Origin of the sequence: Anaerosporomusa subterranea (genome assembly GCF_001611555.1) — a bacterium.
GTDB classification, from domain to species: Bacteria; Bacillota; Negativicutes; order Sporomusales; family Acetonemataceae; genus Anaerosporomusa; species Anaerosporomusa subterranea.
Map to the genome: position 1 here is coordinate 191,764 of NZ_LSGP01000023.1, position 23,256 is coordinate 215,019.

Annotated in this window: 22 protein-coding genes, 1 tRNA gene and 1 rRNA gene; 5 read left to right on the forward strand and 19 right to left on the reverse strand. The window is 47.8% G+C overall.

What is annotated here, in order from left to right; genetic code table 11:
* Positions 1-15 precede the first annotated feature (15 nt).
* The 11 genes from AXX12_RS14835 to AXX12_RS14885 form a co-directional block, all read right to left on the reverse strand.
* A complete protein-coding gene (locus tag AXX12_RS14835; RefSeq protein WP_066244475.1) occupies positions 16-828 on the reverse strand; it encodes a carbohydrate ABC transporter permease in 813 nt (270 codons plus the stop codon).
* Positions 829-896: 68 nt separating this feature from the next.
* Complete coding sequence (locus AXX12_RS14840) at positions 897-1,784, reverse strand: carbohydrate ABC transporter permease (protein ID WP_231881907.1); 888 nt, start codon at positions 1,782-1,784, stop codon at positions 897-899.
* Between the two features lie 75 nt (positions 1,785-1,859).
* Positions 1,860-2,651 (reverse strand): HAD-IIA family hydrolase, encoded by a 792-nt coding sequence (locus tag AXX12_RS14845; protein WP_066244387.1) that lies wholly within the window; start codon positions 2,649-2,651, stop codon positions 1,860-1,862.
* Between the two features lie 21 nt (positions 2,652-2,672).
* Positions 2,673-3,728, reverse strand: a complete 1,056-nt coding sequence (locus tag AXX12_RS14850) for an ABC transporter ATP-binding protein (RefSeq protein WP_066244389.1) — start codon at positions 3,726-3,728, stop codon at positions 2,673-2,675.
* Positions 3,729-3,788: 60 nt separating this feature from the next.
* The gene (locus AXX12_RS14855; protein ID WP_231881908.1) at positions 3,789-5,474 is read right to left on the reverse strand and encodes an ABC transporter permease; all 1,686 of its coding nucleotides are present in this window, start codon (positions 5,472-5,474) and stop codon (positions 3,789-3,791) included.
* A gap of 54 nt (positions 5,475-5,528) precedes the next feature.
* Positions 5,529-6,569, reverse strand: a complete 1,041-nt coding sequence (locus AXX12_RS14860) for an ABC transporter substrate-binding protein (protein WP_231881909.1) — start codon at positions 6,567-6,569, stop codon at positions 5,529-5,531.
* Between the two features lie 216 nt (positions 6,570-6,785).
* Complete coding sequence (locus tag AXX12_RS14865) at positions 6,786-7,178, reverse strand: DUF1667 domain-containing protein (RefSeq protein ID WP_231881910.1); 393 nt, start codon at positions 7,176-7,178, stop codon at positions 6,786-6,788.
* 2 nt (positions 7,179-7,180) lie between these two features.
* Complete coding sequence (locus AXX12_RS14870; RefSeq protein ID WP_066244394.1) at positions 7,181-8,464, reverse strand: NAD(P)/FAD-dependent oxidoreductase; 1,284 nt, start codon at positions 8,462-8,464, stop codon at positions 7,181-7,183.
* Complete coding sequence (locus AXX12_RS14875) at positions 8,457-9,932, reverse strand: NAD(P)/FAD-dependent oxidoreductase (protein ID WP_197470738.1); 1,476 nt, start codon at positions 9,930-9,932, stop codon at positions 8,457-8,459. The genes AXX12_RS14870 and AXX12_RS14875 overlap by 8 nt, the downstream gene beginning before the upstream one ends.
* 219 nt (positions 9,933-10,151) lie before the next feature.
* Entirely contained in the window at positions 10,152-10,415 is a 264-nt protein-coding gene (locus AXX12_RS14880) for an HPr family phosphocarrier protein (protein WP_066244397.1), read from the reverse strand.
* Positions 10,416-10,418: 3 nt separating this feature from the next.
* Positions 10,419-10,997 (reverse strand): glycerol-3-phosphate responsive antiterminator, encoded by a 579-nt coding sequence (locus AXX12_RS14885; protein WP_066244401.1) that lies wholly within the window; start codon positions 10,995-10,997, stop codon positions 10,419-10,421.
* Between the two features lie 322 nt (positions 10,998-11,319).
* On the opposite strand from AXX12_RS14885, the gene AXX12_RS14890 reads away from it, so the two are divergent.
* The 3 genes from AXX12_RS14890 to AXX12_RS14900 all read left to right on the forward strand — a co-directional run bounded on the left by AXX12_RS14890 (position 11,320) and on the right by AXX12_RS14900 (position 13,413).
* The gene (locus AXX12_RS14890) at positions 11,320-11,715 is read left to right on the forward strand and encodes a DUF1573 domain-containing protein (protein WP_066244404.1); all 396 of its coding nucleotides are present in this window, start codon (positions 11,320-11,322) and stop codon (positions 11,713-11,715) included.
* A gap of 206 nt (positions 11,716-11,921) precedes the next feature.
* Positions 11,922-13,055, forward strand: coding sequence for a stage II sporulation protein P (gene spoIIP, locus AXX12_RS14895; protein WP_066244406.1), 1,134 nt, complete (start codon positions 11,922-11,924; stop codon positions 13,053-13,055).
* A complete protein-coding gene (locus tag AXX12_RS14900; protein WP_231881911.1) occupies positions 13,024-13,413 on the forward strand; it encodes a stage II sporulation protein P in 390 nt (129 codons plus the stop codon). The genes spoIIP and AXX12_RS14900 overlap by 32 nt, the downstream gene beginning before the upstream one ends.
* 106 nt (positions 13,414-13,519) lie before the next feature.
* Here the strand turns inward: AXX12_RS14900 and radA are convergent, their stop codons facing one another.
* From radA to AXX12_RS14930, 6 genes are all read right to left on the reverse strand, one after another.
* The gene (radA, locus tag AXX12_RS14905; RefSeq protein ID WP_156478689.1) at positions 13,520-14,893 is read right to left on the reverse strand and encodes a DNA repair protein RadA; all 1,374 of its coding nucleotides are present in this window, start codon (positions 14,891-14,893) and stop codon (positions 13,520-13,522) included.
* Between the two features lie 136 nt (positions 14,894-15,029).
* A complete protein-coding gene (locus tag AXX12_RS14910) occupies positions 15,030-17,462 on the reverse strand; it encodes an ATP-dependent Clp protease ATP-binding subunit (protein WP_066244413.1) in 2,433 nt (810 codons plus the stop codon).
* Positions 17,462-18,562, reverse strand: a complete 1,101-nt coding sequence (locus AXX12_RS14915; protein WP_066244416.1) for a protein arginine kinase — start codon at positions 18,560-18,562, stop codon at positions 17,462-17,464. Before AXX12_RS14915 ends, AXX12_RS14910 begins: the two co-directional genes overlap by 1 nt.
* Complete coding sequence (locus tag AXX12_RS14920; protein ID WP_066244420.1) at positions 18,553-19,083, reverse strand: UvrB/UvrC motif-containing protein; 531 nt, start codon at positions 19,081-19,083, stop codon at positions 18,553-18,555. Before AXX12_RS14920 ends, AXX12_RS14915 begins: the two co-directional genes overlap by 10 nt.
* A 19-nt stretch (positions 19,084-19,102) precedes the next feature.
* On the reverse strand, positions 19,103-19,537 hold the full coding sequence (locus AXX12_RS14925) for a CtsR family transcriptional regulator (protein WP_066244424.1): 435 nt from the start codon (positions 19,535-19,537) through the stop codon (positions 19,103-19,105).
* Between the two features lie 363 nt (positions 19,538-19,900).
* Positions 19,901-21,082 carry a class I SAM-dependent rRNA methyltransferase gene (locus AXX12_RS14930; RefSeq protein WP_066244426.1) on the reverse strand — a complete coding sequence of 394 codons (1,182 nt, stop codon included), beginning with the start codon at positions 21,080-21,082 and terminating at the stop codon, positions 19,901-19,903.
* A gap of 385 nt (positions 21,083-21,467) precedes the next feature.
* On the opposite strand from AXX12_RS14930, the gene speD reads away from it, so the two are divergent.
* Positions 21,468-21,926 carry an adenosylmethionine decarboxylase gene (gene speD, locus AXX12_RS14935; protein ID WP_074431377.1) on the forward strand — a complete coding sequence of 153 codons (459 nt, stop codon included), beginning with the start codon at positions 21,468-21,470 and terminating at the stop codon, positions 21,924-21,926.
* 143 nt (positions 21,927-22,069) lie between these two features.
* Positions 22,070-22,564 carry a rubrerythrin family protein gene (locus AXX12_RS14940; protein WP_066244429.1) on the forward strand — a complete coding sequence of 165 codons (495 nt, stop codon included), beginning with the start codon at positions 22,070-22,072 and terminating at the stop codon, positions 22,562-22,564.
* 252 nt (positions 22,565-22,816) lie between these two features.
* Here AXX12_RS14940 and AXX12_RS14945 read toward each other — a convergent pair.
* Positions 22,817-22,892, reverse strand: a tRNA-Asn gene (locus tag AXX12_RS14945).
* A gap of 5 nt (positions 22,893-22,897) precedes the next feature.
* A 5S ribosomal RNA gene (gene rrf / locus AXX12_RS14950) occupies positions 22,898-23,014 on the reverse strand.
* Between the last annotated feature and the right edge of the window lie 242 nt (positions 23,015-23,256).

Below are 23,256 nucleotides of genomic sequence, written 5' to 3' on the forward strand. Positions count from 1 at the left end.
AATCATCTTAAAAAGCTATCCCTTTATCGCCCCCTTGGTCAGCCCACGCACAAGCTGCTTCTGTCCCAAGACTAGCAGCAATGCTGTTGGAATAGACACCAAGATTACGCCAGCCATCATCGAGTTCCAAGCTGCCGCCTGATCCCATTGCAGCATGGATAGGCCAATTTGGACAGTACGCATAACATCACTATTGGTAACCAGCAAGGGCCAGAGATATTGATTATAGGTCATGAGGAAGGCATAAACAGCAAGCGTACCAAGTGCCGGCCGAGACAAAGGCAAAACCATGGTTAGAAAAAACCGGAAATGCCCGCAGCCATCAATTCGTGCCGCTTCGAACAATTGCTTGGGTAGTGTGAGGAAGGATTGTCTGAGCATAAATGTGCCAAAGGCAGATGCTAGAAACGGCACAGATAATCCTTGATAGGTATCCAGCCAGCCGAGTTCTTTAATTGTAAAGTAATTGGGAATGATAGTTACTTCCCAAGGGATCATCATGGTGGAAAGGAAAGCATAAAAGATGTAACTTCTTCCCGGGAAGTCAAGGAAACTAAACGCATAAGCAGCTAAGCTGGCGGTAATGATCTGTCCAACAGTAACGACAGCGGAAACAATAAAGCTGTTGGTAATAAATCGCAGAATCGGTGCTGTCTCTAGTGCTTTTTGATAGCTCTCCCAGTGCAGCTGAGTGGGGATAAATACCGGCGGATAGGCCACACTTTCGGCTGCACTCTCTAGACTCACCGCCAGAGCATAAAGTACAGGAAAAAGAATAACTAACGCAGCCAAAAGCAGCACTAGATAGCGCAGTCCATTAGCAAGCAAAAGGGATAGTTGCACAGCAATCGGTTTTGTCTTCGAGCGAGAAATTGTATTTACCGTTACAATTGGCTTCACCGGTAAAACACCTTCTTTTCCAAGACGTAAAACTCCAAAACAGTGAGCAGGAATATGACCAGGAACAACACGATAGCCTGGGCACTGGCAAAGCTAAAGTTAAAGTTGAAGAACGCCTCGCGATAAATTGAATAGACAATGACAGTGGTCGCTTCTGCTGGTCCGCCTTGGGTTAAGATATTAATCTCACCAAACGCTTGCAGCGCATTAATCACTGATACGATAAAAACAAAGAACAAGGTTGGAGAAAGCATAGGCAAGGTAATATCCAAAAAGGTTCTAGCCGGTCCCGCACCGTCAATCTTCGCACTCTCATACAATTGTTCAGGCACAGACTGCAGCCCGCTCAATAGTACAATCGTATTGAAACCCAGACCACGCCAGACGGCGACCAGCGAGACGGAAAACAAGGACCAATTGGGGTCAGCCAGCCAATTCACTGATGACAGTCCGATCTTTTGTAGGAAGAAGTTTAACACTCCAGCGCTCGGATTAAACAACATCATCCAAATTAGCGAGGCACTGGCAACAGCAATAACCAAGGGAGTGGCAAAAATAGTCCGGAAAACGCCAATCCCCCGCAGTTTCCAATTGGCGATATAGGCAAGCAAAAGACTGATCAAGATGCCGGGGATAACGGTGTAGGCAGTAAACAATAAGGTTACCCCGAGGTCTTGGCCAAAGTGTCCTTGGGTGAAGATGTCGACATACTGATGAAAACCAACATACTGTTTTTCTGCCCCTAAGAGGTCAGTCGTATGCAAACTCAGACGGAAAGACTTAATCAAAGGGTAGAAAATAAATAGCGAAAAGATAAAAAGGGACGGCCCTAAGTAGAGAAGGGCAGTCCCGAGGGAACGCCATTGTCTCATAGGTCTTTTCAAAATAGCACCCCGCCTTTTCTTCCGAAAAATTAGGTATATCATACTTTGACTATTGCTATGAAACAAATGCGTTTTCTATTCTGTTTGTCGCAGTCTATAAGCAAGTTCGCCAAGATTATCAAATACATAATCAGGTTCAATGGGTGACTCTGCTAAATGCTCTTGTTTCGTTTCCCCGCTAAGGACCAATATCCCGGTTATGCCTGCATTTTTTGCTGTGGCCATATCGGTATATAGGCGATCCCCGATCATTGCCATTTGCCTGGTGGAGTAGGGTTTGCGAGAAAAAGCGGCTTCGATAATTTCCTTGTTGGGCTTCCCAATCACTTTAGGCAGTCTGCCTGTTGATGCCTGGATCAAGGCGATCATTGCTCCGCAATCTGGGATATAGCCAGTTTCTGTCGGACAATTGATATCCGGATGGGTTGCGATGTAGCAAACACCGTCGGTTATTAATTGACACGCGGTCTGCAGCTTATGATAGGTAAGCGTTGTATCAAAGCCCAGAACCACGAAATCCGGAGCATCGCTTGTCAGGATCAGTCCCCAGGTGCTAAACTCATCTGCCAACTCTTGAGTGCCGACTAAATATACTCTTGCTTTCGGTTGCAAAGAGTGTATATAAGCTGCCGTTGCCATCCCCGAGGTCAAAATATCTTGCGGGCTGGCTGGCCAACCCATGCGAGTCAGCTTCTCCGCATAATAGGCAGTACTGCGCGAGGAATTATTGGTTAGAAACAGTAGATCGCTCCCCGCCTGTTTTGCCTGTTGCAAAAATTCTAGAGCGCCTGGCAGCAATTTGTCGCCCAGATATACCGTCCCATCCATGTCTAGCAGGAAACAGGTTATGTGGCTAAGGTTGGTCATGCTGCTACCTCTCGCCTTTGTCTAAGATAGCTTTTCATTTGGAAACACAATCAGCTTGTCAAAATCAATCACAACTGCATCGCCTTCGGAATACTTTTGATACGAATTACCCTTGTCAATGACACGGAGGACTTTGTCTTTCACCTGCACCCGGATGTCGGTCGCATCACCAAGATATAAACGATGCAAAATGGTGCCCTTCACGCCAGCACCTGAGCTGCTAAGCTGAATGTGCTCCGGACGCACGGCAACCACGCCCTTACCGGTAAAGGGCGCCTCATAGGCTAGCTCCATACCCAGTTCAGGCAGAGAGACTCGACCCTCGGTGGCATCAGCCTCAATGAAATTAACGAGTCCGATAAAGTCTGCAACAATTTGATTCGCCGGATTCTCATAAATTACAGTCGGCTCATCCACCTGTTGAATCACGCCAGCATGCATAACAATAATCCGGTCAGACATCGCCATGGCTTCCGCCTGATCATGGGTAACGTAAATAACGGTAATCGCCAATTTTTTTTGCAGTTCTTTAATCTCAAAGCGCATGCTTTCACGCAGCTTTGCATCAAGGTTACTGAGTGGTTCATCCAGTAACAGCAAACGCGGCTCTGCGACTAGTGCCCTCGCCAAAGCAACCCGTTGTTGCTGCCCCCCTGATAACTGGTTAGGGAAGCGCTGTGCATATTGATCTAGATGCACGAGCTCTAATGCTTTCATCGTTTTTTCCTGGATTTCTTGACTATTGACTCTACGAATCTTCAGAGGATAGGCGACATTATCAAAAACACTCATATGTGGCCATACGGCATAGGACTGAAAGACCATGCCAATATTGCGCTTCTCCGGTGGTAAGAATTTCTTTACTTTTGATGAGCTAACCAGTTGATCACCAATAGAAATTTCTCCCAAACTTGCTTTCTCAAACCCAGCAATCATCCGCAGCATTGTCGTCTTGCCACAGCCTGATGGGCCGAGAATCGAAACAAATTCTCCATCACGAACAGTCGCCGTAAAATTATCTACAGCTTTCACTTCGCCAAACAATTTACTAACAGACTCAATCTTTACTTCAGCCACGCTGTCTTCTCCTTTACTGTGAACTCCTAGGGCACGCTGATCATCGCCTAGCGCTAGAATTTAAATGCTAATTTGCCCTTTTGATATCTTACGCAAAATGAGGTTGCTGACAAGGACAATGAGTAAAACGACCATTGCCAACACAGAAGCGTCTTGCGGATCGGCATAAGTTTGCAGCTCATACAGCAACACGCCAATTGTCTTGGTCTTCGCTCCATAGAGAAGGATAGACATCGTCAATTCGTAGAAGGATGGCATAAATACCAGAAACCAGCCGGCAACGATAGACGGTGAGATCAGTGGCAAGAGGATATCTTTCAGTGTCCGCAGCCAACTAGCACCTGAACTTAGCGCCGCTTCCTCCAGCGATATGTGAACCTGAGTAAGCGAGGCAGATATGGTACGCACTGCCATCGTCAGATATTTAACCATATAGCCGACAACGAGAATGGACATGGTAGAATACAGATTGAGCCCAAACTCACCTGAGAAGGTTAGGATTAGTGCTAGTGCGATAACAATGCTCGGAGTCGCGCCTCCCAGTGTAGCTAACCCATCTGGTAATTTTCGACCTTTGGTCCGAGTCTTTACTAATAAGTAAGACACCAGTAATGCGATGACAGTACACAGAGTTGCTGCAACACCTGCCAAGACGAAGCTGTTAATTAGGGGGTCCATATATTGGTCATTCTGTACGACCGCCAACCAATTCCTTAGTGTCATGTTTTCGAATGTAATTGGCCGTGATAGTGACTTAATCAGTGAAGTCACAAAGATCGAACCCATCGGTAGGACGACGGAAACGAAGGCATAAAGCGACACGACGGCAGTGATTGGCCACTTCCAGACTCCCAGGTCAACGATGCCAGGCCTGGTGCTCTTGCCGCCGATGGTCACATATTCTTTGCGACCTAACATTGCCGTCATTCCATAAAGAATGGCATTCGCAACTAGCATCAGAGATACCGCCAGTGCGGTAGCTTCTTTAATACCTTTGCCTGTACCCATATAAACATACGTGACGATTCGAGTTGTCAGCACTTCGATTTGACCTGGCATACCGATAATCGCAGGAATGCCGAAGGCTGAGCCTACACCGATAAAGACCAAAACACCGCCTGCCAAAATACTGGGGAACATGAGCGGTAGGGTAACCCGAAACAGAGTGGTCAGCGGAGAAGCGCCGGAAATTCGTGATGCTTCCTCTAGACTAGGGTCCATTTTCTCCAGCGCGCGCGAGATCGCGATGAACGCAAACGGTAAATGAAAAATAGTCATACACCAGATAAGACCACTCATCGTATAGATGTCGAATGGCGCTTCCGATAACCCTAGTACATGTACCAGCCATTCATTCAGATAGCCAGTATTCGGGCTAAGGAGCTGCGTCCAGGCAATAGCACCAACATAGGGCGGAATCATATAGGTGGCGACAAACAGAGTGCGGAACAGACCACGAGCCGGCAAGTTGGTCCTGCCAACAAGCCACGCCAGCGGGAATGCGATTAGCACGCTAATCAATGTAACCAATAGAGAGATTTTAATGGTGTTGACAAACGCTCTTAGGTTAACAGAGCTCCCATATACTACCTTGTAGTTCTCGACGCTCCAGCCGCCTTCAGTGGCGAAACTGCGCAGAACTAAGTATAGCATCGGCAGAACAGTAAATATGACCAAAACGGCAACAGCAATGGCGATTACAGACCATTTAGCCTGAAAACCCGGCAACGAAAACTTCTTATCCACGTTAGCCCCCCACATTAGAGGAGTGAAGGATTCCCCTCACTCCCCTGCGTCCTGCTACTTCTCTAGAACCTTAGCTCGGAATGTCTCTTTCACTGTTTCGTTTTCCTTGGACAGTTTCAGCCAATCAGGCTTATTGCCTTTGTCAGCAAAAGTCTTGAGCGCAGGTGCGCCTTTCGGTGATGCTACGTCATCGCGAACTGAGTGCATCCAGCCCTTGACAATTGCTTCCTGACCTTCTTTGGAAATCCACCAGTCAAGTACTTTCTTGGCGAGCTCCTGGTTTTTGCTCGAGTTGAAAATGGCGATCGGGCTAGGAATTACGACAGTGCCGTCAGCCGGATATACGACTTTAACCGGTTCACCTTTATCAGCCATTTTCAAGATATTTTCTTCCAGGATGACGACTGCGTGATATTCACCGCGAATTAGTTTGTTTTGAATGGCTGAGTTACCTTCTTCAACTTTCAGACCGTTAGCTTTTAATTTTTCAAAATACTCCCAGCCGTAGGTGTCTTTCAGGACGCCAGCGAATACATACGCTGTACCGGAAAGAAGCGGGCTAGGCATGGCGATGCGGCCTTGCCATTTCGGATCAAGGAGATCTTTAAAGCTTTTCGGAGCGTCTTCAGGTTTGACTTTGGCGGTGTTGTAGGCGATGATCATATTGCTGACCCGTACGCCTGTCCAATAGCCGTCTTGGTCTTTATTGAGTTTTACATCTTTACGGTTAGGGGAATCGTATTTCAGCAACAGGTTTTTTTCCTGCAGAGTTAGATAATAAGACGGATCGGCTACCATCAGCAGGTCGGCCGAGATTTTTTTCGCTTCAATTTCACCGGCTACTTTAGCCATAACTTTTTCCGTACCGGCTTGGAACCACTCAATTTCAATATCCGGGAACGCTTTTTTAAGAGCTGGTTTTACACTCTCGATAATATCAGGATAGATAGAAGTATAGATCATTAACTTCCCTTTGGGAGTGTCGGCAGCCTTCGGTTTCTCTGCTTCCTTGGCGCCACCGCAGCCGCCGAGAATACCGGCGGTAAATACGAGGACCATAACAAGGGCCAACAACCCTACCAGACGTTTGTTCAAGATGCTCTCCTCCTCTTTTTTGCGCATAACCCAGTTGCCTGCAACGATTCTTCGCCACCTCCCTATAGTCGCATAATCACTTGCGCCTATTTATCGTTGTTAGCACACATTACTGCAGCATTTCCGTTGTTCTACACTAGTTGCAAGAAATCCTGTAATTGGTATAGCATAAATCGGCTAATGATCAAAAAAATCATTTCGCTGTTTACCTTACTGTTACCGGGATACACTCTCCACGTCCCGACTGGCCACTATATCCACGCCCAGACCAAGAAGGTCGCCAGAAATAATGTCTCCCTCTTTGACCGGAGCCTCGACTTCTACAGAGGCCAAGCAACGAACACAAGCAGCTATTTTATCTTTAGGCAGAGGCTGGCGAGAAACGACGGGCAGTAGGCGGAGAGTTCCGCCATTAAGCTTCACTGTCGTTGTCAGCACTCGCTTCGGGGCAGTAACCTCACTCTCGGCATAGGCGCGGCCCCGTTCGCAGCTAAAGCCCACCATGCGGACAACCTGACCTTCTGCTATTTCGACTTCGCCAACACAGCTCATCGGGCAGACAATACAACTAACCCGCTGCGTGATTGGCTGCCTTTGTAGTTCACTCACAGTTATGCACCTCCTAGGGATTGCGGCAAAAGTGTCACAATAATTTCTTGGCTATCTGGCGAGATCTTTTCTGTTGATATATCAGCGACAATCATTTCGCCTGGTTTGGCAACCGGCAGCTTTCGTTCTACCAACTTGCCTGCAGTTGTGGTAATGGTTAGCGTCGAACGTGTTAGCGGTTCCTGGGCGCGCATAAACAGCCGGACCTTTTCGCCGGCAGCAGTTGGCAAGCTAATGCGTTGCGGCACCACAGTCCGGATACCGGTTTCCGCCTTAACATTGATGTATTGCTTCTCTAGCGGTAACTCACCATTTGCAAATAAAGCGGCGCTGCGTCCAGCAATATCGCCTTCTTCAGAGACGAAATCGACCAAGTCGTGGACATGGACAACATTGCCCGCGGCAAAAAAACCACTAACACAGGTCTGACGGTATTGATCGACAACTGGACCATTTGTTAGCCCATCCAAGCAAATATCCATTGCTCGCGAAAGCTCATTTTCCGGAATGAGACCTACTGACAGCAGCAAACAATCGCAGGGCAGATAGAACTCTGAGCCTGGAACAATGCAGCGATTGGCGTCAACAGCCGCAACTGATACGCCGGTTACTCTTTCACGGCCATGCACAAACGTGATTGTATGTGATAAATGCAGCGGAATAGCAAAATCCTCCAGGCACTGAACCACATTGCGTGTCAAACCATTTGAAAACGGCATCAGTTCAACAACTGCCTGAACCTTCGCTCCTTCCAGTGTCATCCGTCTCGCCATAATTAAGCCGATGTCGCCAGAACCTAAAATGACAATATTTTTTCCGGGCAAAAAGCCTTCCATATTAACCATGCGCTGCGCAGCGCCAGCGGTAAACACGCCTGCCGGTCGGTAGCCGGGAATCCGAATCGCGCCGCGAGTGCGTTCACGGCAGCCCATGGCAAAGATAACTGCTCTTGCAGATAGCTGTATCAGGCCAAGGGTTGGACTGACCGCCCATATCGTCTTATCCTTGGCAACTTCAAGAACCATGGCTTCCGTATAGACCGTAATCCCAGTATCGGCACGTACCATGCGGACAAATCGTCCGGCATAACCGGGACCGGTTAGTTCTTCCTGAAAACGATGCAGGCCAAAGCCGTTGTGAATGCACTGCTGCAGTATACCGCCCAGTTCAACGTCTCGCTCCAGAATGACTACCTGCTTGGCGCCAGCTTTTCGGGCACTAAGCGCTGCGGCCAAACCGGCGGGGCCACCACCTATGATGGCGACATCAAAAAACTGTTTATTCATGGGCAGGCACCTCACAATTCCCTGGCAATTTGTCAAAGAAAAGTCGGGAGTCTATGCTATCCTTACGCACTTCAGTCATCGGAATGTTTAATTCCCTGGCTAAAATGGCGGTCACCCTTGGACCACAAAAGCCGCCTTGACAACGCCCACTGCCTGCCCGAACCCGCCGCTTGACGCCGTCTACCGTCCGTGCGCCGCATGGTGAATGGATGGCAGCAACAATTTCGGCTTCAGTAACGGTTTCGCAGCGGCAAATAACGCGACCGTAAAGTGGATTGCTGGCGATCAAGCTAGACCGTTGCTCCCAACTCAGTTCTTGAAAGGCTGGCTTTAATGGATTAGCAGGATTAAAGTCCCTCTTTTCACTCAGTTTCAGTCCAGCTTCTTTCAGCAAAGCAGAGACTACCTGGGCAATTGCTGGCGCAGCGGTTAATCCGGGAGACTGAATACCAGCCGCATGCACGAGTCCACGAGCAGCTTCTGATTCGCGCAAAATAAAATCTCCGTCTTCAGCAGTAGCCCGCAGACCAGAAAATTGAGTAATAGCCGCCTGCAGCGGCAGATTGGGAACTAAGCGGCGAGCGCCTGTAATGACACGATCCATACCATTGCCGGTTGCCGCAATGTCGGTTTTATCGTCAATGTTTTGCGCATCAGGACCAATAAATAAGTTGCCATGCACGGTGGGTGCAATTAATATTCCCTTAGATATCTTACTCGGGGCCGGAAAAATCACAGAGTTGACCAGATTTCTCACCGACCGGTCAAACAAGATATATTCACCCTTACGCGCTTGGATAGTGAAGCTCTCGTCGCCAGCCAGACGGGCGATGTCGTCGGCCCGCACGCCAGCCGCGTTGACGACAAATTTTGTGTTGATTACGCCTTGCGGTGTTCTGACCCCGGCGACGCGTCCATTTTCTACTACAATATCGAGCGCCGGTGTTTCGCGAAGCAGAGTTGCCCCATTGCGTATGGCATTCTCCGCAAAAGCGAAAGTTGCGCCAAACGGACAAATGATCCCAGCCGTGGGCGCCCAGAGAGCACCTGTGATATCACTGGCTAGATTAGGCTCTCTCGCCAGGACCTCGTCTCGTCCGAGCAGCGCCAGCCCATTCACTCCGTTTTGTTGGCCGCGGACCAAAAGCTCCTCTAGTACCGCCATATCGACTGGGTCTTTTGCGACAACTAGGGAACCTGTCCATCCGATGTGCAGTTTAAGTTCGTCCTGGAGCTGCCGATAAAGCGCATTGCCCAGTACATTAAGCCTGGCTTTCCAACATGTCGGTTTTGCGTCAAACCCGGCATGTAGTATGGCACTGTTCGCTTTTGAGGTTCCCATCGCGATATCTGTTTCTGCTTCCAGCAACACAATATCTAACTGATAGCGGGATAACTCACGGGCAACAGCTGCGCCAACTATGCCGCCGCCAATAACTACCACATCTGCTTTGCTTATCGTAGACACACTTTCACTCCTATCAATAATCCGGTAATAGATTGTTCCCCGGCATTGTTTACAGGCAAAAGAAAAAAGCCCAACTTGACCCCGGAACATCCGAGGCAAGTCTGGACTTCTCTTTATCTCTCGTCCAAATATGTATTTATTACAACATATTCAACATTATCCAGTATAATCCTCCATCTTTATACACAGAGAATAAGTTATTTATTTCACGATTACTTGCTATTCGACAAGGCCGCCACGAAGCAGTTCTCTCAGTGAAGAAATGCACTCAACTTCGTCAGAGCCATCGGCAGCAATCACTATTTCCGTTCCATCTTTTGCGCCTAGGCTAAGAAGCTGCAAAATACTTTTAGCATCAGCCTTCTTTCCATTTGCCTCAACAGTTACAGAACTTTTGAACCCGGCTGCCTTCTTCACAAACTGCGCGGCTGGTCTAGCATGTAGTCCACTGCCATTGGTTAATACAATACGGTTCTGTTGCACGACTTAGCCTCCCATATTCCATAAACTTTTTTGGCTGGTGCTGACAGCGCAAATACCACTTGCCAGCGCCTGCCTAACCTCTTCCTCGGTAAACACAAGACCGCCACCCAAAATCGGAACACCTGTCGCTTTGGCGAGTTGCCTAACCACAGAAGCGGGAACAGTCGCTGGCAGTACCTCCACAACATCTGGTGTAAATCCCTTCAGCAAGTGAATACCATGCTTCAATGCTTCTGAATCCATTAAAAACAAGCGTTGAATGACCAACATGCCCTCCTCCCGAGCGCTTTTGGCGAGGTGGGACTTTGTGGTGATCATTGAGTTGACGCCAAGCCTTGCCAACATTTTAATACCAGCTCGATCTTTGCCAACTCCTTCGAGCAGATCTAAATGAATGAGCAAACGTTTGCCATGCTTTTGAGCCTCAGCAAGCAATCCAGGCAGAGTGTTGATATCTCCAAACAGCAGTATGACACTAGGACCAGGTATATGTAAAAGAACATGTTTATAGTCTTCATAGGTTCTCACTGCCGGGATAACTGGCCCGTCACATAAAAGGTTGAGGATTTGTTGATGATTCATAATTACCTCTTCATTAAAATCTTGCGCAAATATTCCTTTTCAACTCTGAGGCTGGACAAATCTTTTTACCCGATGACCAAACCTCGCTAAGACTCCCACTTCTCTTAAGCGGAAGAAAGCGCGGCTAAGTCCCTGGATAAGTGCGACTAGGATTCAGATGAATAAAAAATCCACCAATCAACTCTTCTTTATTTTAGCACAAACTCACTTCTCGGGACAATTGATCTCTAGTCTTGCGTTAAACCAACGTCCCGGACTCGCATCTGCCATTGACAACGTCTAAAGGCAATCTATATAATAAAACCAAAGCGAGGTGTCGAGCATGAATGACAAGTGCTGTTACCAATTTCAAGATGCTGTTGATGAATACCTGGTTCGTCACCGTAGTGTATTTGATGTCTTAACTAAATATCAAGAAGCCGCTGCCCGAGTAAACAGAGCTTACGCCAAGGCTGTGACGGAGTGTGGTTGTGTCACTATCGAAGCTGGCCGCCAAGAGATTCCTGAAGGAGCCGAATTCCGTGATTTGAAACAATATATGTCAAATCACACCTCCGGTCAGCCCTGCACCCATTGCCGCGAAGTCATTGCCAAGGAGATGGGGCGCAGCATGTTTTACCAGACTGCTCTCTGCAATCTTGCCGGACTTAACATCCGGGATATCATGGAACAAGAACGCAAGAACTTGACAACTCTGGGAGTCTTTCATTTATCCTAACCCTATAAGGGAGAACCGTTTTAGCACGAACGCCACAACGTGGCTACGGCTACATATCTTGTACGTTGTGCGGCTAGTGGGGTAGCGTGCTGCCCCACCGCCATCGATTCTCTACGCGCCGTTTGGCGCGCTTTTTCTTTGCCTGGACACATAATTCGCACCGTACAGGACACGCTAAGGGTACTTCCAGATAGAGAGGTGCAACCATGCGGCTGCTCAAAATATGTGTATTGATCGCGTTCTTTGCAGGCTGTTCATTTCCTGCGTTGGGAACGGCGCACGACGAGTTACCCTCCGGGTATATAACCGTGGTCGACGAAACTGGCTCCATCATTTATGAGACTGGGAGAAAAGTCCATCCTGGGGATGAGTTCATCAATGAAGATAATCGCCTGTATGAAATACTGTTGGTGGATAACTCGCGGGCCTTGGCAGTATATAAAGCTAATCTGTCACAAGATATGAATCTAGACTTGGCGTTACCTGCTCAGACGCCAGCGGAGGCACCGACTACGCCGCTAATCTCCATCTATCACACCCATAATGATGAGTCGTATATTCCTACTGATGGAAAGGCCACCACACCAGGCAAAGGCAGCATTATGACTGTAGGAGACGTCTTCGCGACTAAACTGGGCGAGCTAGGGTACAGAACAAACCACAATAAAACGCTTCACGAACCGCATGACGCCAATGCCTATCAACGCTCACGCCGGACATTTATCAAACTTCTGAGTGAGCAACCGACCGCCTTGTTTGATCTGCACCGGGACAGCGCACCGCTTCAATCTTATATCACGCAAATTAGGGGCGAGGATGTCGCTAAACTGGTGCTGGTTGTCGGACGTGAAAATCAAAACTTCAATACTACACAAAGCTATGCTAAACAAATTAAGGCAGCCGCTGATTCCAAATATAAAGGGCTGATCAGAGGTATCTTTATTGCCCACGGCAACTATAACCAGGATATCATGCCCCGTAGCATGCTGGTTGAGGTGGGTACAGAAAATAACTCGCTCGATGCTGCTAAAAAAAGCATCGCCTATTTCGCTGAAACGGTTCCCTTATTTATTCAATTACCCAAAGTCGCTGAAGCGGCTGGCAGCGACGCCGGGCAAACTACCAATGATGCTGCTTCACCGCCGCCTCCGACACCACCGGGCCCCACTGACTACGGTTCTGACATTGCGAAAATTTTGGCAGTCTTAGTTGGCGGGGCTGGCTTATACCTTTACTTAAGCACAGGCAGTTGGCGGGAGCTTAAAAACAAAATCAGACATTTCCGCAAAGTGGAGTTTACAAATTTTCTTGGACCATTACGACGTCGACGTAAGAAGTAATGTATTTTGCAAAGAGGAAGACGGAGATGAAGGTGAGACAGTGATCGCCAAACGCCGAATTACATTTCTCTTGCTAGCCGGACTTGCAATAGCTGTTATTGTCTATTTTTCGTTATTATATTTGCCGATGAGTTTACTGCCGTTGCATCAAAAACCAACTCCACAGCCAATTTACGATTACTATGAGATTGTGGATGAAGCTGGCGGTGAAAGTCTGATGACAATTCCGCTCATTGTCAACGTCGGCGACGAACTGTTGACTGAGGATAATCGTCGGTTTCAAGTGGTAAAGGTTATTGAAAATAAAGCCTATGCCCGCAGGGTGGCAGACACGCTACAGTTGCCTGGGAAGAAATGATTTGATTAGACGATTACGATAACCGCAGAGTACGCGGAAGATGACCGGCAGAGTCTACGGATTTATAAAGGGAGAAGCCCATGCAACCGTGTGGGCTTCTCTTATTTCACTGAAACGCTGCGTCCAGACCTTCACGAACTGTCTGCACTCCAACTAGCTGGGCAGTTGAGCGTATAGAGAGTCTTTTTAAACTTCCTTGCGGCAAGACAATGGTTTTGAAGCCCATCCGCTCTGCCTCACGAATCCGCGCCTCAATTTGCGTGACAGCGCGCACTTCGCCGGCTAGCCCCACCTCTCCGAGAAAGACAGTGTGCGAGGCAGTCTTCGCATTACGGAAGCTAGAGGCTAGAGCGACACACAAACCTAAATCGATAGCAGGTTCGTCAATTTTGATGCCGCCTGCAACTTTGACGTAGACGTCTGAACTGCCAAGCATAATGCCGACTCGTTTTTCAAGAACAGCTAACAGCAGTTGTATCCGCTTATTATCAACCGAGTCAGAGGTTCGGCGCGGCGGCATGAACGGCGAGGAACTGACCAGCGCCTGAACTTCTACCAATAGCGGTCTAGTGCCTTCGATGGTTGGGATGACAATGCTGCCTGGTACATCGAGTGGTCGTTCAGATAAAAATATTCGTGACGCATCTGGCACATCAACCAGGCCCTCACCACGCATCTCAAACAGCCCAATTTCATTAGTGGCGCCAAAGCGGTTTTTGACAGACCGCAGCACTCGGTATTGACCATGCCGATCACCTTCAAAATATAGCACTGTATCCACAATATGTTCGAGGGCGCGTGGGCCGGCCAGTGTGCCATCTTTTAAGACATGCCCGACAAGTAGCGTCGTAATCTGGTTTGACTTAGCCAACCGTAAGAGTTGCATAGCGCTCTCGCGCACTTGACTGATGCTGCCTGGCGCACTCTGGATTTCGGGGCGATACACTGTTTGCACAGAGTCAATCACCAGTAAAGCAGGTTTTAGTTTGAGAGCTTGCTGCTCGATAACTTCCAAATTCGTTTCGCTCAGTACAAAGAGATTGTCGCGAATCGCGCCTAATCGATCAGCCCGCAGCTTGATCTGATGAGCGCTTTCTTCCCCTGTCACATAAAGAGTTTTACCATAATTCTCGGCCATGTGGGCGCAAACCTTTATCGTTAAACTGGATTTACCGATCCCCGGGTCGCCGACAATAATGCTAAGCGATCCAGGCAGCAGACCGGAACCAAGCACTCTATCGAGTTCGCCTGAGCCAGTACGCAAGCGCGGCGCTTCTTCGATCTCGATAGCAGTAATGGCGACTGGCGACTGTCCGTCAGATAATCCTAAGGCTAGCCCCTTCCCAGTTGTACGTTCAACAGAGATAGGCTCCTCAACCATGCTATTCCAGGCGCCACAGCCTGGGCACCGCCCCACCCAACGGGGCGACTCAGCACCGCAGCCTTGACAAAAAAATGCTGTTTTGCGTTTACTCAAAATTATTTCTCCTTTAGGAATACCCACTGTAGAGGACGAACCGCAGAGTACGCGGAGGCACCCGCAGAGGGTTACGGATTAAAAAAACAAGCGCTACCATGTAGCGCTTGTTTCGTCATGAGTGGGTTAGATTCCTCTATTATTTTTTGGTAAAGGTCAGACCATCTGTCCCCGCATCAGCCATAATTGTATCCCCTGCGACGACTTCACGCTTGAGCAGCATTTCAGCCACGGGGTCTTCCACCAGCTTCTGAATAGCCCTGCGAAGTGGCCGTGCGCCATATGCCGGATCGCGACCTTCCTTCAACAATTCTTGCACCGCACTATCGGAGACTTCTAGGCTAATGCCGTTTTCAGTCAAACGATTAGCTACATCACGCAACATGAACCGAGTGATTCGTTTCAGTTCGTCGTCACTTAAGCTGCCAAACACAATCATCTCATCGATACGGTTGAGGAACTCCGGCCGGAACGTCTTTTTCACGTCCTCGAGTACTCGATTTTTGTCAGCCACCGCATCGTCTTTCTTCATATCTGCCAGGAAACCAAGAGCAGCGCTGTCTTTACCAAGATACTTGGCTCCAACATTTGAGGTCATGATGATGACAGCGTTTTTGAAGTCAACAGTTCTACCTTGGCTGTCAGTTAAGCGGCCGTCTTCGAGAATCTGCAGCAAGATGTTGAATACATCGTAATGAGCCTTCTCTATTTCATCGAACAAGATAACCGAATAGGGCTTACGGCGCACCGCATCAGTAAGTTGCCCACCTTCATCATAGCCGACATAGCCAGGAGGCGAACCAACCAAGCGGGATACTGTATGTTTTTCCATATACTCAGACATATCCAGTCTGATCATTGCGTTTTCATCGTCGAATAGCGCTTGCGCTAACGCTCTGGCCAGTTCAGTTTTGCCAACACCGGTCGGTCCAAGGAACAGGAAGGAGCCAATCGGGCGTTTCGGATCTTTGAGGCCGGAGCGGGCGCGACGCACCGCTCTGGCTACAGCCTTTACCGCCTCGTGTTGACCGACAACCCGGTCATGCAACACTTCTTCTAGCTTGAGCAGTCTATCTGATTCTTCTTCAGCCAGCTTTTTAACCGGTATCCCGGTCCAGGCGGCTACAACATAAGCGATGTCATCAGGTGTAACCGTAATTTGGCCGCTGCCTGTTTGTTTCCATTCTTTTTGTTTCTGCTCAAATTCCTCGCGCAGCGCCCGTTCTTGATCTCGAAGTTGGGCAGCCTTTTCGAATTCCTGAGTCTTCGTGGCTGATTCCTTTTCGATCGCCAGCTTTTCCAATTGACGTTCGATATCTTTTAGGTCAGGCGGGGTTGAGAAGGCTTGCAGCCGAACACGGGAAGCAGCTTCATCCATCAGGTCAATTGCTTTGTCTGGCAAAAACCGGTCAGCAATATAGCGGGAGGAAAGCTTCACCGCAGCCTCAATTGTTTCATCGGTGATCGTGGCTTTGTGGAAGGCTTCATAACGATCCCGCAAGCCCTTGAGAATCTTAATCGCATCTTCAACACTGGGTTCTCCCACCGTGACGGTTTGAAAACGCCGTTCTAGAGCGCTGTCTTTCTCAATATGTTTCTTATATTCGTCTAGCGTAGTGGCGCCAATCACCTGCAGCTCACCGCGAGCCAATGCTGGCTTCAAGATATTTGCAGCATCAATGGCCCCTTCAGCCGCTCCTGCCCCAATCAAGGTGTGGAGCTCATCAATAAACAAGATGATTGAGCCAGATTGACTGATTTCATCCATGACCTTCTTCAATCTCTCTTCAAATTCGCCGCGGTATTTGGACCCAGCGACAATAGACGCCATATTTAATGATACGACTCGCTTGTCACGCAATGCATCTGGTACCTGACCGTCAATAATCTTTTGCGCTAAACCCTCGGCAATAGCTGTTTTGCCGACTCCCGGCTCACCAATCAGAACTGGGTTGTTTTTTGTTCGCCGGCTGAGTATCTGGATAACCCGTTCAATCTCCGATTCGCGGCCAATAACCGGATCAATCTTGCCCTCTGCCGCGAGCTTATTGAGGTCGCGACCGAATTCGTCTAGTGCAGGTGTCCCTGCTCCTTTACCTGCTGTATTGCCTTTGGGCTGGGGTGCCTGACCGGACATGGAAAACCCGCCCAGCAGTTCCACGACTTTTTTGCCAACCGTATTTAAGTCTGCGCCAAGGGAGACCAAGACTTGGGCGGCAATGCCTTCTCCTTCAGCGATCAAGCCGAGCAGCAGGTGTTCGGTGCCGACATAGTTATGCCCGAGATGTTGGGCATGTTGAAAAGCAAGCTCGATGACTTTTTTTACGCGTGGTGTGGGAACAATCTTTTTCTCCTCACTTTGGCCTTGTCCCATTGCACTTTCTACTTGTTGCCGAACTGCTTCCAGACTGATTCCTAAAGACAGCAGCGCCTGAGCAGCCACTCCTTCACCTTCAGCAATCAAGCCCAATAGCAAATGTTCAGTGCCAACATAACCGTGGCGGTATTTTGCAGCCTCTTGGTAAGCCAGTTCCATCACCTTATTAGCCCGATCAGTAAATTTGTCAAACATTATAATTCCTCCCCATCTTGTTCAGTCTTCGTTTGCGACGCTTGTGCAAGCTTTTCTCGAATTACCCTAGCCCTAAGCTGATCCCGCTCCGCGGCATCATACTCAGGCTTACCATATTGCTTTATAAGATAGTGCGGCCGGATCGTGACCAAAAGTTCGTTAAAAACCTGAGCCTCGACTGCATCAAGGATTCCCAGATCCACTCCTAAACGAACTTCGCTGAGAAGAGCAAGCGCCTCTTGAGCGGAAATACTGCGGGCGAACCGTAACACGCCATAGGCCCGCCATATACGATCAGTCAGTGATACCCCGGCGTCTGCCAGTAAAGCGCCTCGCGCTCCCCGTTCTTGTTCAACCACTTGGCGAGCAACACTGGTTAGATTATCGACTATTTCTTGCTCGCTATAGCCTAACGTTAGTTGATTAGATAATTGAAACATGTTACCAGAAGCCTCTGTTCCCTCGCCATAGATACCGCGTACTGCCATGCCTAACTGAGTCGCTGCAGACACCATTCGCTGTATTTGTTTAGTCAACACCAGGCCAGGCAGATGCAGCATAACAGATGCGCGTAATCCTGTCCCGATATTTGTAGGGCATGACGTCAGATAGCCCAGCTGTTCACTATAGGCAAAATCCAGCTGCGATTCCAACATGTCATCAATACTATTTGCATTGACATATGCCTCTGCTAAGTCCAACCCTGGACGCATGCATTGTATGCGCAAATGATCTTCTTCATTGACCAGGATGCTGACTGCGGCGTCATCTCGTAAAATAATTGATCGTTCACAAGGCTCCTCAACATGACCAGGACTGGTTATATGGCGTTCCACTAGAACGAAGCGTTCAAGCGGATTTAGACTATCCAGTCGTATAGCAGCATATTGGTGACCGCTCTTCTCCAACTCAGGAATGACGTCATCGACTTGCGTCACAACTTGGGCTAGTTGTTTACCATCTGCTCGGTTAGGGAACGGAATGCCGGAAAGATTCCGCGCTAAGCGAATCCGACTTGATAGTACTACATCACTATCTGCATTACTCGGCTTCATCCATGATAAAACAGGTTCAGCCAGCCATTGTTCTGCTATTGACATGTCTGTCCCCCCCTCTCCCGTTCCTCAAGTTCTCGCTCCAGGTTTCTTATCTCATCTCTCAGCTTTGCAGCGTTTTCATATTCTTCTCTAGCAATATAGGTATCCAATTGTCGCTTCATTTTCTTGATATTTTGCCTGGCAGCTAAAGCGCCGCCTGTGCGCTGCGGCACTTTGCCAGTGTGCACGTTGGCACCATGTATTCGTCGCATCATTCGCCCCAGTCGATCAGCAAATGTCGAGTAGCAAACACTACAGCCGATCTTGCCATTATGGCTGAAATCACCATAAGACATCCCGCAATTCGGACAAACTGTTGCCGATTTCTGTTGCGTTTCAACATATCCCTGATTAAACATGCCCTTCAGTAAATCCTGTACAGACAAGCCAGCGTCTGAGGTGAAACTAAACTCTCCCGCTTTCTGAGCACAATATTCACAAAGATGCTTTTCTGTTTTCTGATTGTTATTCACTTTGGTAATGTGTACACAAGCCGGCCGTTTTTGGCAGTCATCACAAATCATCTCGACTCGCCTCCTCATACTAATTATTGCTTAAGCTACTCAGCAACGAACGCAAGATATACAGCCTCTCTGTCGCCTCTATTCGTTGCTGAAACAAATGAAATACGGTTAAGATCAGCGATTCTTCTCTAGCTGATAGTAGGCCGTTTTCTCGCAATCGTCTGACAGACGATTCTAAATCAGCCTGTGACATCGGTGCAGCCTCGCTATGATTGGTCTGAAAACTCTCCGCAGGCATGCGGGCAATACGAATATAGCCGCCCGTACCCCGCCTGGACTCCACAATGAAACCCCGTTCACTGGTAAAGCGAGTGCTTAACACATAGCTAATCTGCGAAGGAGCACACTCCAGTTCATCAGCCAATTCATTACGCTGTAACAAGACAATATCCTCCGCTTGGTCGGATAAGCGCCGCAGGATAAACTTTTCGATAATGTCAGCTAAGTTCGCCACAACAATTCCCCCAAAAAAGTTTGACCTTGTTTGACTTTAATTTGATCTTATTCGACTTTTGCACTTTTTGCAAGTACAATTTATAAGTATTATTGCCCACAAATTGTAATCAGAGTTTATTATCGCCAAATATCTCTGCAAAGATAACAAATTCGCCCATTATCGCTTTTAAAAAGAAAAAAACCGCTACTGCGGTCTTAAGGAAGCACTGGGCACTATTCCACAGAGTAAAGGAGGTCACACAGAGGACACAGAGTTTCAAAATAGTAATCATCTTACATCCTCTGTGACCTCTTTTTAACTCTGCGCCCTCTGTGGAAACGTAGCCTCGGTCTCTACGAAATTTATAATTTTATAGTTAAGTTAATCAACCTGTAATACCATGAACTTCAAATAGTTTGTCTCCGGCGCAGCCGGTAAAATGGGATGGTCTTTGGCTTGGTAACGATAATCAACTTGACGAATAGTCCGTCTTGCGTCTCTTGCGGCATCAACTATGACAGCGCTAAACAGATCACGGTCCATGTGATAAGAACAAGAGCAGGTGATGAGAAAGCCTCCCGGTTTGGTCAGCTTAAGTCCTCGGAGGTTGATTTCTTTGTAGCCACGAACCGCTCCCTCCAACGCACTGCGGCTTTTCGTAAAGGCCGGCGGATCGAGAATAACGACATCAAACAGTTTCCGTTCATCGCTCATCGCCCGTAGCGCGTCAAATGCATTGGCCACTTGAAAGTCACAGCAACTCTCGACACCGTTTAAGGCAGCATTTCTTTTGGCGAGACTAATAGCGTCCTCAGAGATATCGATTGAGGTCACCTTTTTCGCTCCATACAATGCTGAATGTACACTAAAAGAACCAGTGTGGCAGAAGCAATCAAGAACCTCCGCCCCTCCAACCAACGGGCGAATAGAGGCCCGGTTTTCGCGTTGGTCATAGAAGAAACCAGTTTTTTGTCCATTCTCAATATCAGCATAAAAGGGAATGCCGTTCTCTTTAACCTGTATGATTGTATCAAAGTTGCCTTTAAGAAATCCCTTACGCTGCTCTAGCCCTTCTAACCGTCGAACGGGAACATCATTACGTTCATAGATGCCATCTGGTTCAAACATTTCATCTAGTATAGAGACAATCTCGGCGCTATACTGATCGATGCCGAGCGCCAGGCTTTGCATAACCAAATACTTGCCAAACTTGTCCACAACCAGACCTGGCAGAAAATCTGCTTCACCAAAAATCAGCCGACAATAGTCCGGTTCAGCAAGAAAGCGTTTTCTGTACGCCCACGCACGTTCGATGCGTCGACGAAAGAAATCTTTATCAATCGATTCCTGCTCACGAGTCAAGATCCGAACAATGATCTGCGAACGTGGATTAATATAGCCTCTGCCAATAAAGCGTTGCCTGTGATTATACACATCGACTATATCGCCTGGTTCAAACTGGCCAATGATCTCGCCAATTTCCGTTTGGTACACCCAGGGGTGACCGTTCTCCACTCTGTGCTGAGCACCTTTGCGGATGATGATTCGAGCTTTGATATCCATAGTTACCCTCTTTCAAACAAACTTGTCATCAATAAATAGATTCTCGTTATAGTTCTTAATCCTGCCTGGAGTAGTATGCCCAGGAAAATCGTGCAAGTTACGCAGGCTGTTTTTAGAACATTGGATTCGAAGGCCTATTATTCCTGCAGGAAATGGAAAATAACTCATTTATTTACCTTAGCATCGGTATCAGAAAGTACTAGTGGAGAATCACGCGAAAATGGACTTTACATTGTCCTACAATAGCTATATAATGAGAATCTGTATAATGTATATAATAATTGGCGCAGGACAGCCTTGTTCTTTAATTAATTTTGATTTTTGCCCGTTAATTGAGGAATAGCCAACGCCTCAAAAATGGATCACATAGAAGGGGCGATGTGTAGTGAAGGTTATCGGTAAGCATCTAACAGTTGACATGTACGGTTGTAGCTTTGAATGTCTGGATGACCTAGACTTTATAAAAGAAGCTATGTTAACGGCAATAACAGAGTCTAGTATGACACTTCTTGACTTTACCTCCTACAAGTTTGAACCCCAGGGACTGACAGCGATGGCGCTGCTGGCGGAAAGTCACATGAATATTCATACCTATCCTGAACTGGGTTACGCAGCAGTCGACGTTTTCACCTGCGGCGACCTAAGTCGCCCGGATAAGTCAGTCTCAATACTGAAGCAATTCCTAAAACCTGAACGGATGAAGATTACGAATATTCGCCGTGGTGATTTCGGCTCAGAAAGCGATATGAAACCCAAGGTCAAAACAAGCGCCGGTCCGATGACTCGCGTCCGATCCACAAGCGCAAAAGTTCTCCGATTTTTATCACAGAAAAAGAAAAAATAGCTTTACACTTTGTTTAAAAAGCAGCGTATTCTTTTGAAGAATACGCTGCTTTTTGCTTTAAATTTTACTGTTGCTCTTGACTTTTTTCACATAATCGATAATAATAGTTAATGGATAATAAATATATCAATGGAGGGATTTTGATGACGAATACTGATAAAAACCTTGCCGCCGCATTTGCTGGCGAATCCCAGGCTAATCGCAAATATCTAGCTTTTGCCAAGCAAGCTGATGCCGAAGGGCACAAACAAGTGGCGAAATTATTCCGCGCCGCGGCTGAAGCTGAAACGATTCATGCACACGCTCATTTGAAAGCTATGGGCGCCATCAAGTCAACTCAGGAGAATCTTAAAACTGCGGTCGCTGGTGAGACCTATGAATATAAAGAGATGTATCCACCGTTCATTACCGAAGCCAAGGCTGAAAACAATGCAGCCGCTATTCGTACCTTTGAACTGGCGAATGGCGCTGAGAAAGTCCACGCTGATCTGTATCAGAAATACTATGATAATATGAACAATCTCACTGAGACTGACCTTTACCTATGCACCATTTGCGGTCATATCCATGAGGGTAGCGCTCCTGAAAAATGCCCCATATGTGGCGCAAAAGCGATGGCATTCAAAAAAGTTGACTAGTTATTCCTACCTGCCGGTTTTCCGGCAGGCTTCTTTTATATTATTTGAGAAAAACGATGATAGGTTTTGGAACGGAAAACATAAGCACAAAGCGCGCTAAGAATCGAAGATCACAAATATATTTATATAATATAGTGTTTTCTTTGCGACGCTTGCGCGCACTTTAACCGGACTTCGCGCTAACGTACCTCTATTGTTATACTTTCTAGAGGTTTAAGAAAAAAGCGCCTGCATCAGCAGGCGCTTGATTTTTGGCTCCTCGAGTAGGACTCGAACCTACAACCCCGCGGTTAACAGCCGCGTGCTCTACCAATTGAGCTATCGAGGAATATGAACCTGCGACTACCTATCCTCCCAGGCCGTCACCAGCCAAGTACTTTCGGCGTATGTGTGCTTAACTGCCGTGTTCGGAATGGGAACGGGTGGAACCACACAGCTATCGTCACAGGATCTGTTTAAGGAAGTTCCGCGCTTACGCTTGGAACCGAGCGATTCACACAGGTTTTCACGTCGCTTGCGCTTCTTAAAACCTGGTTCTCTGCTCGCCTCAAAACTGTCACAGAAGATCAAATGAGCTTACAATTAGGAAGTTCTTCGTTCCACTCAGAACGAAGCGATTCACTCAGGTTTTCGCGTCGCTTACGCTCCTAAAAACCTGGTTCTCTGCTTCAGGTCAAGTCCTCGACCGATTA